Raw genomic sequence first — 13384 nt, 5'->3', positions numbered from 1 at the left:
TACAGCCGCGTACTAGCCGAGTTATTTCGTTCGAACCTCGTCGAGCCCGTCTGGGACGATCCGGAGCCCCGTCGTCGGGTACCCGTTGAACCGCCGTACCGGAGGACGGCCTCCCGTCGCACCGGTCTGCTGATGCTCGGCTACCCGGACCGGATCCCGGCGATGTGACGGAAATTTTGCCGAGCGCAGCGGCGAATCATCCTGCGCCACTTGCTCGGCGCCGCCGCTGCGAGAGTTCTGAAGATGACCCTGTGCAGCCGGGCGGAACTCTGGATGATGCCGCGGAGGAGACCGGGACGACACACGGGACCGCTCTTTGGCCGATATTCATCTGACGGCGCCGTCGGGTCGGGACGCAGCTGAGAAAACGATTCCACATTAGAAATCGTCAGGACGGACTGCCGCGTTGAGCGCCCTTAGGGGCAGGGGCTACATACCCTGGGGCGGCCGCTCAGTGAATTGACGTTCATCCTTGAAAATACGTTCATCACAAAGCTATGCTGACCCGGAGCGGGGCATAAAACCTCGTACAGCCCACCACGGGCCGCACGACTCCTGATTGAGCATCCACGCATAGACGGGTGATGAGACGACAATGACCTCGCATTACGCGATCGTGGCCGCGCGCACCGTTCCCGCGCACCCTCAGACTCCCATGCCGTTCATGCCCGAGGTGTTGTTCACGATCTTCCTGGGAGTGCCCGTTCTGATCGGCTGTTTCTTCGCCGTCAAACATCTGCTGAACGGGCGCGGTCCGCTGCTGACGTACTGCCTGATCGGCGGCGGGATTGCGTGCCTGTTCGAGCCGATCGTCGACACCCTCGGTCTCTGCTACATCCGGCAGGGAGCAGCTACGACGACGTTTTACTCGATGGGCAGAGACTTCCCGTTGTTCATCAACTTCGTCTACATCTGGTACGTCGGAGGACTGGCCTACCTCGCCTATCGAATCTTCAACGTGGGAATCACCCGCCGGATGGTGTTCGCCATTTACCTGATCGATGTGTTCATCAACATCTGGCTGGAAAGTCCGGGAGTCCTGATGGGGGCCTACGAGTACTACGGCCCGCAACCGCTGAACTTCTGGGGGCTCCCGCTGTGGTGGGTGTGCGTGAATCCCCTCATGCCACTCACCGCGGGCACTCTGATCTACCGATTGCGGCCACACCTGCCGGGTTGGAGGTTGGCGCTCGTCATCGCCTTCATACCGATGGCCGACGGGATCGGTAACGGCGCGGCCGCATGGCCAGTGTGGACGGCGCTCAACCGCAGCGCACCACTATGGGTGACCCATCTGGCTTGGTTGGTCACACTCGGGTTGGCTCTGACCTTCGTGTGGGCGTTGTCGTTCGTTGTCGGTCGCGCCGAAGATGAGGTGCACGTCAGATCGAAATTGGGACTACTCAAAGCCGCGCTGGGTGGTTCGATCGACCACGGGGAGCTGGCGACCGCCGGCGCGTGACCGCGGGTGCCTCGCCCTACGTCAGAGCGGTCGAGTCCGGGGCGGTTAGCGGCCGCACGCCTTCAGAACTCCAGGCGTCATGCTGCCGAAACCTTTCACGTCGGTGACTGGGAGCGGATGGATCTCGAAGCCCGCCACCGTCGCCAAGGCGACCATCATCGACGGCCCCACCACGATCTGGTTGGGCGCGGCCATTGCCGTGAGCCGACTCGCAAGATTCACTGTGTCGCCGAATAGATCCCCGCCGTGGGTGATGACTGGCCCGTATTCGATTCCAATCCGTATTCCGGGGACACGGCGCCGCTTGACGTTCTCGGCTATCCGGTGCGCGATGGTAGCCGCGACGGAAGGGGAGTCGGCGGCAAAAAAGATTTCGTCACCGATGGACTTCACTATCCGTCCGCCGTAGGCGGTGATGAGGTTGCCTGCTCGCTCCTCGAATCGAGTGACGAGACTGGTGAGTTCGCGATCTGAGAGTTGGCGACTGAGATGCGTGAAGGAAACGAGGTCTGCAAATCCGACGGCGATGCTGCTGCGTGGACCGCGCCGTTGAAGCACCGGCAGCGCGGCGGTGACCTGGCGTCGCCAGCTGTAGACCAGAAGGCTCTCCATGTCGCTCAGCGCACGGATGAGTTCCTCAGTGCCGACGGCGAATGTGCGTTCAGCCCCATCCGCGTCGGGCGGGAGCGGATCGAGCATCGCCTCGACGAATGCGCGCGCTACCCGTGCCGTTGACCCACCCAGTGATCGCGTTATGTGCAGTGCGCGGCTCTCGTCAACGATGCCGTCGGAAATGAGAAGGAGTAGGCGTCGTAGCGCATCGCCGTCGGCAGCGGTGAATTCTGCGGCACCCTCCTCGGGGTTCGCCAACCCGAGCGCGCGCCAGAAACGCCGGGCTCGGTACACCGGAACGTCTGCTGCGGCGGCGATCTCGTAGCTGGTGAACTCCCGCCGCGCACCCAAGATCGCATCCGTCAAGAGCTCGGTGTGGCGTTCCCCGCTGGCGCTGCGGGGCTCGGCATCCGCTGGTTCCGCGCCTACACCGTCGGACACTGGCCGGCCTACACGTCGCTAGCCGTCAGGCGATCCGCAGCATGGCCGGTGGCTTGTTGGCACGCGCGAGGGCCGAATCGAGTTGGTGCCCAACCAATTGGGTCAGTTCCTCGCGCGCGCCCGCCAGGCGATCTGGCTGAACGCCGGTAACGAAGCCTTCGCGATGCAGGAAGTGCACCAAATCATCGGCGCCGATGTTGCCGGCGGCTCCTGGCGCGAAGGGACAGCCGCCAAGACCCCCGAGCGCGGCGTCGAACCTTCGGATTCCAAGTTGCAACCCCTCCCAGACATTGGCGGCCGCCATGCCGTAGGTGTTGTGCAGGTGCAGTCCCAGTTGCACATTGGTGTACTCAGCGCTGACGGCACTGATTGTGCGTCTGAGATCCCCGGGTGACGCCGCGCCAATCGTGTCGGCGAGATGCAAGACATCGATGCCGGTACGCATAAGTCGCTCAGCGACCCGCAACACCCGTTCGACCGGGGTGTCGCCGTCGAAGGGACAGACAAAAGCGGTGGCGATGGTGGCTTCGAGGTGTACATCGTTTTCGCGCAACAGTTCTGCGGCTTCGTCGACGCGGTCGAGTGCCTCAGAGGTCGAGGCTCCCGCGTTGGCATGGCTGTGCCCGTCGCTGGCCGACACGACGAATCGCACGTTGCGGCATCCACTGGCGATGGCACGCTGGGCGCCTTTCAGGTTGAACACCAGCGCATGCAGGGTCACCGGAAGGTCGCCGAGCTGGTGCACCACCTCCGCGGAGTCGGCCATGGCCGGTACCTTGGCCGCATTGACGAAGGCACCGACTTCGAGCTGTGTGAAGCCGGCGTCGACGAGTCGATGAGCGAAGGCCACCTTCTTGTCGGTGGGGACGATCACGGGCTCGATCTGCAGACCGTCCCGGAGCGAGACCTCGGTGACCACCACTGTGTCGTCTGCAGGCATCGCTATATCACTCCTTGTTCGCGCAGTTCGTTTTCGGCTTCACTGTCGAAGCCCAGTTCGCGGAGAACTTCGCTAGTGTGCGCTCCCAGTTCCGGTCCAAGCCATCGCGTGGCGCCGGGGCGGTTCTGCAGCGCCGGCACGATGCCTGGGAACACGACGGGCTGCGGGCGATCATGCCCGATATCGACGCAGTGTGTTTCCAGCATCCCTCGGTCAGCGAAGTGCGGGTCGGCAAGGATGTCGCTGGCTTGATATATCGGGCCGGAAGGTACTGCGGCTCTTTCGAGTTCGGCGAGGATCTGGTCGGACGGCAGGGTCGCCGCCCAGCCTGCGATCGCGTCCTCCAATTCCTGATTGTGGGCCACCCGCCCGGCGTTGTCGGAAAGCTCTGGGTTCTGCGCGAGGTCGGGGCGTCCGATAGTGTTCATCAGCCGCTTGAAGATGGCGTCGCCGTTACCGCTGATGACAACGTATTTGCCATCGGCACAGGCGAAGGTGTTCGACGGAGAGATGCCGGGTAGGCCGGCTCCCTCTGGCGCGCGGCGGATACCGAAGGCGTCGTGGTCGGGCACCAGCGACTCCATCAGCGAGTACACGGCTTCATAGAGCGCAACATCGACAACTTCGCCGCCGGGCTCGCGGCCTCGTTGCAGTAAGCCCATCAACGCGCCGATCACCGCGTAGAGGCCGGAGACGGTGTCGGCAAGGCTGACGCCTACCCGCACTGGTGGGCGATCAGGGTAACCGACGACATGGCGCAGGCCGCCGATGGCTTCAGCGACGCCACCGAATCCAGGCCTGTCGCGGTACGGTCCGGTTTGCCCATAGCCCGAGATGCGGACGAGGACGGCTTGAGGATTCTTTTGTTTGATCTCGCTGGGTCCAAGGCCCCATTTCTCGAGCGTGCCCGGGCGAAAATTCTCGAGGATAACATCGGATTTCTCGATCAGCCGCCCCGCGACCTGCTTGCCTTGCGGCGTCCCGACATCCAGGGTGATGCTGCGCTTGTTGCGGCCGAGGGTGCGAAAGAGCAGTGATGTCGACCCCGCGTGCAGCCGCCACCGACGCAGTTCGTCTCCTACTCCAGGCCGCTCGACTTTGATGACGTCGGCGCCGAAGTCGGCGAGGATCCTACCGGCGGTGGGCGCCGCGATGAAATTGCCGAGTTCGAGGACGCGTATCCCGGCGAGCGGACCCGTGAGGTCTTCGGTCATCGTTCCTTCTGTCGGGTGTGGTCGGGAGAATGCGCAGGTGGTTCCGGTCAGTCCCGAAGGTCCAGAGCTGCCCGGACGATGCTGTCGGTATCGATGCCGTGGTAGCGATACACGGCGTCCAGAGACCCTACCTGTCCGAACTTGCTGACTCCCAAGGATTTCGTCGGCACCCGGTTGATCGTCGATAAAAATGCCAACGTGTGTGGGTGTCCATCTAGGACGGTCACCATAGGTGCGGCGCGTTGCGCGGGGAACACCTGGTCGACGATCCACGAGGGCGCATCGGCAAGGCCTCGTCGGGCCTGAACGGCCTCGAAGAGCCGACTTGGGCACGTGACGACGATGACCTCGCAATGCACCCCGAGTTGTTCCAATCGGGTTGCGGCGTCAAGGGCTTCGGTCACGACGGCACCCATTGACACGATCGTCGCTTGCGGGTTGGAGCAGGCTCGAATGGTGTATGCGCCGGCCAGGACATGCTGGCGGCGACGTTCCCGCGCGGCCGGGTCGGTTGGTAAATCGGCGAGCTCCTGCTTGACCGGACGCGTCGAGAGGCGCAAGTAGGCGGATTCGCCGTCGGGGCGCCCCAATCGAGACAGGGCGTGCAGCAACATCCACTCGACCTCGATGGCGAAAGCCGGCTCGTAGCTCTGGCAGCCCGGTTGCTCCAAACCGATCGATGGTGTCTTGATCGACTGGTGCGCGCCACCTTCGGCGGCCAACGTCACGCCGGAGGGTGTGCCGACGAGAATAGATTGCCCACCGGCGTAGATGCCGTAGGACCATGGCTCGAGCGCGCGCTCCACGAACGGGTCATACAAGACACCGATTGGCAATAGCGGCTCTCCCCAACGGCTCCAGGTGGCGCCGAGTTCGCCGATAAGTCCGACGAGATTCGTCTCAGCGATGCCGAGCTCCATGTGTTGGCCGGTTGGTCTTTCGCGCCAATGCATGATTGTTTCCGCGTCGTCGGCGAACCAATCGAGCCGCTCGGCGGCCGACCACACGCCGACTTTGTTCAACCAGCCGGCCAGATTGGTGCTGGAGCTGACGTCGGGGCTGACGGTGACGACCCGGCGGGCGGCCTCGGGGGCCTCGCGGGTCAGGTCGAGCAGAGTACGCCCCAGGGCCGCCTGGGTGGTGGTGACGGCTAGCGGAGTACGTCCGATCTCTACGGGCAGTGCCGGCGGCGAATTGTGCTTGGCGATCGAGCGGAGTAACCGCCGAGCGGCGGCCTCGCAGATCTGGCCTTCTGGAGTGTCGGATGCAAACTTTGACCATGGGTGAGCAGCATCCCGGCCGGTGGCTGCCGCGAGTTGCTCGAACTGCTCCACGCTCAGTAGCGACGAGTGATTCTGCGGATGTCCCTGCGTGGGAAGGCCGAACCCCTTGATCGTGTAGGCGATGATGATGGTGGGGCGAGTGTCGTCGATCTGTACGAACGCATTCCGCAGGGCCGTGAGGTCGTGCCCACCGAGGTTGCTGATGGCCGCGACGACGGTCTCGTCGTCGAGGGAGCTGATAAGTTGCGCGATCGCCGCCGAGCCGGCCCCGTCACCCGGCAGTCGGGCGCGCAACTCGTCAGCCGGACAGCGCAGCAGGCGCTGGTATTCGGGGTTGGCCATCTCGACGATGCGGGTTCTCAGCTCCGGACCGCCTGGGCGGGTGAACAAGTCTTCTAGCAGCGCACCGAATTTGACATTGATGACCTGCCAGCCGGCGGCGTCGAACATCGTGGCCAGTCTGCCGGCGGCTATGTTGGGAACGACGCGGTCCAGCGATTGACGATTCATGTCGACGATCCAGACGATTTCGCCCAGCTCTTGAACAGATGGATCCAGAATCGCTTCCCAGACCGCACCCTCGTCCAGTTCGGCGTCTCCGACGAGCGAATACTGGCGGCCGGTGCCGGTGCTGCCGAAGTTCGCGTCGACGTACCGGCGCGCGAAGGCCCCCCAGATGGGCGCGGTGGCGCCGATGCCGACTGATCCCGTCGAATAGTCGACGGGATCAGGATCCTTCGATCGGCTGGGATAGCTTTGCAGACCACCGAAATCGCGCAGCGTGGTCAGGTACTTCTCATCGAGCCAACCAAGCAGGTAGTTGATCGCGTGCAGGACCGGCGACGCGTGCGGCTTGACCGAGACCCGGTCACCTTCTCGGAGTTCCTCGAAGTAGAGCGCGGTCATTATCTCGACCATCGACGCGGATGAACTCTGGTGCCCGCCGACTTTCAGCCCGCTGGGGTTTGGCCGAACGTGGTTCGCGTGATGGACGATCGCAGTTGCCAGCCACCGCACGTGCTCGGCGATCCGCTGAAGGGGTTCGGTTGTTGATGTCGTGTGTTCATCAACCTGAGCAGTTGTCACGGGCGCTCCTGGTGGGCAAGTAGGGCAAGTTCATACGGACGTGCCAGGCGATGCGCCCGGCAGCCGACGCCGCGGGTGGATCGGGGCCGGCCGAAGCCCGGTTTGCGCGTGCACCATCTGCGATGCGGGATCCGGCCAGCGTTCGCAGCGCCCCCCGCAGTACGGTTTTCAGGCTCGAACAATCAGCACCTCTTGTCTGTTGTCACGCGCAATTAGCCGTTGGTAACGCCGGCCGCGGCCGCGGGTTTACCGCGTGCCCCGGCCCTGACTTTTTTGTCGAAAAATAATCATACCCGTAGAACAATCAAAGTTGGTGCGCGCGGTAGCGCGGAGACTGACCGGTCTCGGCACCGGACCACTCGCGCGACCCACGGACACCTCCTAGCGGTCCCGTCGCTGATCGACGCCCGCATAGCCTGAATGCATTGCTACGGCAGCGTCGAATAGTTTACTATCGCTTCAATGACTGTGACCCACACCTCACGGACCCCCACGGGTGCGGCGGCGCCACCCGGGGGCGAGGCCGTTACAGAGTTGACCGTCGAGAGCGTCGAGCACGCCGCTGCCGACGTCATCAAGCTCACCTTACGAGCCGAAGACAGCGGGCCGCTGCCAATGTGGACTCCGGGATCACACGTCGACGTGATCATCGATGAGGCAACCGTTCGCCAGTACTCACTGTGCGGAGACCCCGACGACGTTCGCCGATGGCAGATTGCTGTGCGTCGAGTGCCCGACGGCCGAGGGGGATCCATTCGGCTGCACGACCAAGTGACTGAGGGGTCGGTGCTGACTGTCCGCGGCCCGCGGAATGGCTTTCCGCTCGTCAGCGAAGCTCCACGGTATGTCTTTCTCGCCGGCGGCATAGGCATCACGCCGCTGCTACCCATGATGGCCGAGCTTGCGCGCCGGGGCGCGCACTGGCAGTTGCACTATGGCGGGCGGACACGCTCAGCGATGCCCTTTCTCGCCGAGCTCTCCACTTACGGAAACAGAGTCGTGAGCCGCCCTGAAGATGAAGAGGGCCTGCTTGACCTCCAAGCTATATGTGCTGATCTAGAGCCGGGGACGGCGGTGTACTGCTGTGGGCCGGAGCCGATGATCGAAGCCACGGAGCAAATTTGCGAGACCCGAGACGACGTGACACTGCACGTCGAACGCTTCGCGCCCAAGCAGAACGCGATACTCGAGCCCGAGTCGGCATTCGAAGTCTATTGCAGTACTTCGGATCTCACCTTTACCGTGCCTCCCGGTAGATCCATTCTCGAAGTCGCCCAAGAAGCCGGACTCGAGCTGCTCAGCTCATGCATGGAAGGCACCTGCGGCACCTGCGAGGTAGATGTTCTCGAAGGCTTACCAGACCATCGCGACTCGTTCCTTAGCCCTCAGGAGCGCGCGTCGAACGAGTCGATGATGATCTGCGTATCACGCTGCCTCGGAACAAAATTGACTATCGATATCTGAACCCAGCGCCCCCAGTAATTCGAGTGAAAGGCCATGCCCGTTGTCCGCGTCCCACGAAGACCTCATCGAGAAACTCCGCAATTTCTCCTCAGACGAGACCACCCCTGAACTCGCTTATGAACTGTTTGCGGAAGCCAGAGAAGCCTGCCCTGTCGGTCGCAGTGACAAGCAAGGTGGCTTTCGGCTCCTGCTGAACTACGACGATGTCAAGGCTGCCCAGGGTGACTGGAAGACCTACGCATCGTCACCGAGCGTGACGCGCCCCTTCGCCGAACGCCCCGCCTTTCCACCGCTAGAGCAGGATCCACCCGAACACACCTCATGGCGCGAGCTGTTCAGCCGGATATTGAACAACGAGACCGCCGCCCAGATCGAACCTCTTGTCCGGGCCGATGTCATCACACTGATCGACCGGCTGCGTGAGAGTGGCTCCTTCGATCTCGTCGCGGATTTCGCCGAGGAGTTGCCCTTGTTGGCGCTGTGTCACTTTCTCGGCTTCGACGCCGAGAAGCGGGATGCTGTCCGCGCAAAGGCACTAGAGATGGTGGGAAGCCTGGGCGACCAAGAACTTGCGGGGGCCACTTTCATGGCCCTGGCTCAATTGGGTGTCGAAGAGGTCCTCGCGCGACGCGACCAGCCGCGCGACGACTTCCTCACCGAGTTGTCTACCGCCGAGATTGATGGCGAGTTGCTCAGTGTCGAGCAGATCGCCATGACCATGAGTAGTTTCCTCGTGGCCGGTCACGGCACCACCGTGGCGGCTCTGTCAAGTCTGCTATGCGACGTTCTATCGGCACCCGAAGTGAAAGCTCGGCTCTGTGCCGATCACGACCTGATTCCCGTAGCCATCGAAGAGACACTGCGTCTCCACCCCCCCTTCTTCGGGTTATTCCGCCGTGCGGTCAAGCCAGCGACCATTGGTGACGCCGACATTGCCGAGAACGAGTCGGTGCTGTTGTGCTGGGCTGCGGCCAACCGTGATCCGAAAGTCTACGACGACCCCGATGCTTTTTCCCTGGAGCGCAAGCAGTCTCGGCGTAACAGGCACCTGACTTTCGGCTTCGGCATCCACGCCTGCCCCGGAGCGCCCATTGCCCGCATGCAGATGAAGGTGGCGCTCGAAGAGCTTCTGACGCGGGCCCCCGATATCGCCCTGGTCGATCCCGCGGCTGCGGTCTATGAGTTCCGCGGGACCGAAACCGCGGCGATCCCATCGCTTCCCGCGGTGTTCAAGTCGTGACCATGAAGGTGAGGATCGATACCGGACTCTGTGAGGGCCACGGGCAGTGCGTAAGCGCAGCACCGCAGGTCTTCGACATGGCGGACTCCGACGAATACGCACACGTCGTCCTGGAAAGCCCCCCCGAGAGCATGCGTGGAGGAGTCGAATTCGCACAAAAGCTGTGCCCCACCAAAGCGGTCATCGTCGACGGATAAGCGCGTACAGGGGTTTTACGGATAAGACCAATAGTTGACGATGGTGTTGACGAGCGGTCCAGTGCCGCCTAGGCTGGACGACAGCGGCACCTGGATCGAGGAAGGTGGAACACGTGGCTGACAGCACGCCCACGGGGCTTGAGCACTTGGCGCGCGGCGTTGACCACGCGGCATTCCCGACGTTCGACCCCGCGGGCACCGTCCGCTTCTACCACGACATCTTGGGTTTTCCGATCGTGCACTCGGTCTGCGCAGTGGGCTGGGGTCCGGCGGACCACCCGGATTTCGTACACTTCTTCTTCGACATTGGCAAAGGCGATCGAATCGCGTTCTTCTATTATTTCGGGGTAGAGCGGTTCAGTCCCGACGGCGACGCGTACGCCACGCACGGCCCGGAGATTCCTGGGTTCTTCCGAGATTCCCGTCACTTGGCGATCCATGTGGATTCGGTTGACGTCCTTGAGGAATACCAACGCCGTCTGCAGTCCAACGACTGGCATGTCGAAATGCGGGTCAAGCACGAGACGATCGAGTCGATCTACACCCATGACCCCAACGGGTATCTGGTCGAATTCACCTATCCCACGAGGGCGACCACCGTTGCCGACGATGATGATGCCGAATTGACCGTGCGAGCTTTGCTCGATGTGGTGGCGTCCTCGGAAAAGCCTTCGCTGGCTGCGCTGTGGGCGCGCAAAGCCGAACTTATCCTGGAACACAGCGAGGATGTCTCGCCGGCCGCGGAGCTCATTCGGTGATCCGGCTGTATGTGCTCAACGTGCCCGAATTCAAACCCGTCATCGACGAGGGCAGCGCCGTCGCCGACCATGCGCGGGTGATCGGCCACTACGTCGAGATCAGCAGTAAAGGCTCGTTGATCATCGATCGAAAGAAGGCGCGTGCGCGACGCGCAGTCTGGTTCAGCGCGATCGGCGCACTGAGCAACGGCAAGGTGACCCAGTTCGACAGCGACCAGCTGCATATCCAGCCGGACTGACGACCGGCAAGAAATCGATCTGACGAGAGAACAACTTGCACCTCGGCAGCTCTTTGGCAATCAACCGCGATTACATTTCGAAGGAGTGACATGTCGGTGCCTGTGTTGAAAGGCCTTTCCAACTTTCGGGGACCGGTATATACGCCCGGTGACGAAATGTTCGTGCGATCGCGCGCCATTTACAACACCCGGATGAGCGAGCAACAGCCATCGGCTATCGCACGTGCTTTGGACGCCGATGACGTCATCGCCGCCGTGCGATTCGCTGCCGAGCACGGCCGCGGTCTTGCGATCCGGGCCGGCGGGCACGGGGTGGACGGAAGCGCGATGCCCGACGATGCACTGGTAGTTGACCTCAGTGAGTTCAAGGAGATCTCCGTCGAACCCGGCTCGCGTCGGGTGCGACTCGGCGCCGGTGTGCTGCTGGGCGAGATGGATGGAGCGCTCGCCGAATATGGTCTAGTGGTGCCCGCCGGGACGGTGAGCACCACCGGGGTCGCCGGGCTCACAATCGGCGGAGGCGTGGGCTACAACATGCGCGCCCGCGGCGCGACGGTAGACAGCCTTCTCGCATGCGACATCGTCACGACCGACGGGCGCCTAGTACGTGCGAGCGCCGACGAGAACCCAGACTTGTTCTGGGCGGTTCGCGGTGGAGGCGGCAACTTCGGCGTGGTGGTCAACTTCGAGTTCCAGGCCCATCCCATACCGCAGATGGTGTCAGCCGGCATGATCCCGTTCTCGCTGGATCAAGCATCCGAGGTCCTTCAGTCTCTCCGCGAGTATATGCCCACGGCGCCAAGGGAATTGGCGCTGATTGCTGCCCTCACCCAATGTCCCCCCCTGCCGCCGGTGCCGGTCGAAGCACACGGCACTGACGTTCTGATGTTCGTCGTCGTGTTCACCGGTCCACAAAGCGACTCCGATCGGGTGATGGCACAACTAGCAAGTTTGGGTAGGCCGGCGACCGTTGCTGTGCAACCGGTTCCGTGGCCCGCAGCCAATTCGATGCTCGACGTTATCGCGCCATACGGGCGACGTGTGTACACCAAGGGCGGGTACCTGAGCGAGCTGTCCGACAGTGCGATCGACACGACCATCAAGCACGCAGGGATCGCCCCTGCTCCCACGGCACCTCCGACGCCCAGCACCGTGCAGAACCTTTGGGCACTCGGCGGTGCGATCAGCGACGACTTCGAAGAAGATTCCTGCGCTTTCTCCCGAGAGGGTGCCACCTGGTTCTGGGAAGTGGCGACGCAATGGGATGACCCGTCCGACGACGCCACGTTCATGGCGTGGGCTGACGCCCTCGATGCTGAACTGCGGCCTGAGTTCAGGGATAACTGCTACATCAATCTCACAACCGACCTCGGCTCCGCGTGGCGCAAAGGTGCGTGGGGATCACCCGAAAAATATCGCCGCCTAGTCGATGCGAAGACCAAATGGGATCCGCAGAACATGCTGCGATACAACAAGAATATCGATCCGACCCCAACTAGCGCCGTTTGACCGTCCTTTGGTGGCCGTCGCTACAAATAAGGTCAACCCCCGCACCGCCTGGTGAATGACGTGGCCTGGCCAGTCATGGCTACCGGTCAGTGTCGGTGAACACTACGAGTTGGCCGGCCGCGTTGACGGTCGAGCGGCTGGCTTGGGCTCACGGGGTGATTGCAACACTTCGTAGTCAGGGGTGTTGACGACGGGCCAGCCTCAGCTGTTGTCGGTGCAACGTCGGTGTGTCGGGAGTTGACTGCAGCCGGGGTACCTTCGAAGGATGCCGGGATGCGGCCACATGTCGGCGACGTGTGGCGGCAAGCGGTTTCGCCGGTCTGGTGATGTGAATCCGCGATCGTCAGTACCCCACGGGCAGAAACGGGCGCGGTTGTCGGGTGATGAATGCGAACTGGCTGGGCGCGGTCGATGACCGCGCCCGCTGCGGGCGGCAACCGCTCAGACGCGTGTTCCCCTCATCGCTGAGGCGTTACGATCGGCGCGGCCCATGCGTTGCCGAGGAAAACGTCCCTGATGCTTTGCGATGAGCCGAGCTAGACCGACTCGGCTCACGCTACGGGGTTAAAGCGTTGCCAGGACGTCGAGCCCGGCCTGAGCGATCGCGACATCGATTTCCGCCGACTCACCTCCGGCGGCGATTCCACCGACGATGGCGCCGTCGATGACGATCGGCAATCCGCCAGGCAACGCGACGAATGTTTGTGACGCCGTGGCGAGCTGGGCTGAGATTTCGGCCGGCACGTCGCCGGTGGGTAGGCCGCTGAACGCGGCAGTGCGTGCTTTTTTCGGCACCACTTCCACGGCGAGCGGAGTGGCGCCGTCCATCAGCACCCAGGCTCGCAACAGACCCGTAGCGTCCACGATTGCCACACCCGACGGCGCCTCGAGCTCGCGCGCCGCGTTGACCGCCGCCTTGAGCATCGCCAGCACCGATCC

General features: G+C 62.9%; 12 protein-coding genes. 7 read left to right on the top strand and 5 right to left on the bottom strand.

Going from position 1 to position 13384, the window contains the following annotated elements:
• Nucleotides 1–595 precede the first annotated feature (595 nt).
• A complete protein-coding gene (locus HMPREF0591_RS20840; RefSeq protein ID WP_007170605.1) occupies nucleotides 596–1462 on the top strand; it encodes a hypothetical protein in 867 nt (288 codons plus the stop codon).
• A gap of 45 nt (nucleotides 1463–1507) precedes the next feature.
• On the opposite strand, the gene HMPREF0591_RS20835 is transcribed toward HMPREF0591_RS20840, so the two are convergent.
• The 4 genes from HMPREF0591_RS20835 to HMPREF0591_RS20820 all read right to left on the bottom strand — a co-directional run bounded on the left by HMPREF0591_RS20835 (nucleotide 1508) and on the right by HMPREF0591_RS20820 (nucleotide 7038).
• Nucleotides 1508–2440: an adenylate/guanylate cyclase domain-containing protein gene (locus HMPREF0591_RS20835; RefSeq protein ID WP_244269029.1), complete on the bottom strand. Its 933-nt coding sequence runs from the start codon at nucleotides 2438–2440 to the stop codon at nucleotides 1508–1510.
• A 100-nt stretch (nucleotides 2441–2540) separates the two neighbouring features.
• The gene (locus HMPREF0591_RS20830) at nucleotides 2541–3455 is read right to left on the bottom strand and encodes a hydroxymethylglutaryl-CoA lyase (RefSeq protein WP_007170603.1); all 915 of its coding nucleotides are present in this window, start codon (nucleotides 3453–3455) and stop codon (nucleotides 2541–2543) included.
• Nucleotides 3456–3457: 2 nt separating this feature from the next.
• On the bottom strand, nucleotides 3458–4669 hold the full coding sequence (locus tag HMPREF0591_RS20825) for a CaiB/BaiF CoA transferase family protein (RefSeq protein WP_007170602.1): 1212 nt from the start codon (nucleotides 4667–4669) through the stop codon (nucleotides 3458–3460).
• Nucleotides 4670–4716: 47 nt separating this feature from the next.
• Nucleotides 4717–7038 carry a transketolase-like TK C-terminal-containing protein gene (locus HMPREF0591_RS20820; protein WP_040623474.1) on the bottom strand — a complete coding sequence of 774 codons (2322 nt, stop codon included), beginning with the start codon at nucleotides 7036–7038 and terminating at the stop codon, nucleotides 4717–4719.
• A gap of 534 nt (nucleotides 7039–7572) precedes the next feature.
• On the opposite strand from HMPREF0591_RS20820, the gene HMPREF0591_RS20815 reads away from it, so the two are divergent.
• The 6 genes from HMPREF0591_RS20815 (at nucleotide 7573) to HMPREF0591_RS20790 (ending at nucleotide 12445) form a co-directional block, all read left to right on the top strand.
• On the top strand, nucleotides 7573–8502 hold the full coding sequence (locus HMPREF0591_RS20815; protein WP_040623558.1) for a PDR/VanB family oxidoreductase: 930 nt from the start codon (nucleotides 7573–7575) through the stop codon (nucleotides 8500–8502).
• Nucleotides 8503–8542: 40 nt separating this feature from the next.
• Nucleotides 8543–9742, top strand: coding sequence for a cytochrome P450 (locus HMPREF0591_RS20810; protein WP_007170599.1), 1200 nt, complete (start codon nucleotides 8543–8545; stop codon nucleotides 9740–9742).
• Between the two features lie 2 nt (nucleotides 9743–9744).
• Nucleotides 9745–9939 (top strand): ferredoxin, encoded by a 195-nt coding sequence (locus tag HMPREF0591_RS20805; RefSeq protein WP_040623472.1) that lies wholly within the window; start codon nucleotides 9745–9747, stop codon nucleotides 9937–9939.
• A gap of 104 nt (nucleotides 9940–10043) precedes the next feature.
• A complete protein-coding gene (locus HMPREF0591_RS20800; protein ID WP_007170597.1) occupies nucleotides 10044–10697 on the top strand; it encodes a VOC family protein in 654 nt (217 codons plus the stop codon).
• Between the two features lie 11 nt (nucleotides 10698–10708).
• Nucleotides 10709–10936: a glyoxalase gene (locus tag HMPREF0591_RS20795; protein WP_244269027.1), complete on the top strand. Its 228-nt coding sequence runs from the start codon at nucleotides 10709–10711 to the stop codon at nucleotides 10934–10936.
• A 90-nt stretch (nucleotides 10937–11026) separates the two neighbouring features.
• Entirely contained in the window at nucleotides 11027–12445 is a 1419-nt protein-coding gene (locus tag HMPREF0591_RS20790) for an FAD-binding oxidoreductase (RefSeq protein ID WP_007170595.1), read from the top strand.
• A 564-nt stretch (nucleotides 12446–13009) separates the two neighbouring features.
• Here the strand turns inward: HMPREF0591_RS20790 and HMPREF0591_RS20785 are convergent.
• Nucleotides 13010–13369, bottom strand: a complete 360-nt coding sequence (locus HMPREF0591_RS20785; RefSeq protein WP_244269025.1) for a GlcG/HbpS family heme-binding protein — start codon at nucleotides 13367–13369, stop codon at nucleotides 13010–13012.
• Nucleotides 13370–13384: the final 15 nt, after the last annotated feature.

Origin of the sequence: Mycobacterium parascrofulaceum ATCC BAA-614, from assembly GCF_000164135.1 — a bacterium.
Taxonomy (GTDB): domain Bacteria; phylum Actinomycetota; class Actinomycetes; order Mycobacteriales; family Mycobacteriaceae; genus Mycobacterium; species Mycobacterium parascrofulaceum.
This window is presented reverse-complemented; position numbering and strand designations above follow the sequence as displayed.

Excerpts from the sequence above, each read along its gene's own strand:
- HMPREF0591_RS20840 (WP_007170605.1), top strand. The coding sequence starts at position 596 with ATGACCTCGCATTACGCGATCGTGGCCGCGCGCACCGTTCCCGCGCAC.
- HMPREF0591_RS20830 (WP_007170603.1), bottom strand. The coding sequence starts at position 3,455 with ATGCCTGCAGACGACACAGTGGTGGTCACCGAGGTCTCGCTCCGGGAC.
- HMPREF0591_RS20825 (WP_007170602.1), bottom strand. The coding sequence starts at position 4,669 with ATGACCGAAGACCTCACGGGTCCGCTCGCCGGGATACGCGTCCTCGAA.
- HMPREF0591_RS20805 (WP_040623472.1), top strand. The coding sequence starts at position 9,745 with ATGAAGGTGAGGATCGATACCGGACTCTGTGAGGGCCACGGGCAGTGC.
- HMPREF0591_RS20790 (WP_007170595.1), top strand. The coding sequence starts at position 11,027 with ATGTCGGTGCCTGTGTTGAAAGGCCTTTCCAACTTTCGGGGACCGGTA.
- HMPREF0591_RS20785 (WP_244269025.1), bottom strand. The coding sequence starts at position 13,369 with ATGCTCAAGGCGGCGGTCAACGCGGCGCGCGAGCTCGAGGCGCCGTCG.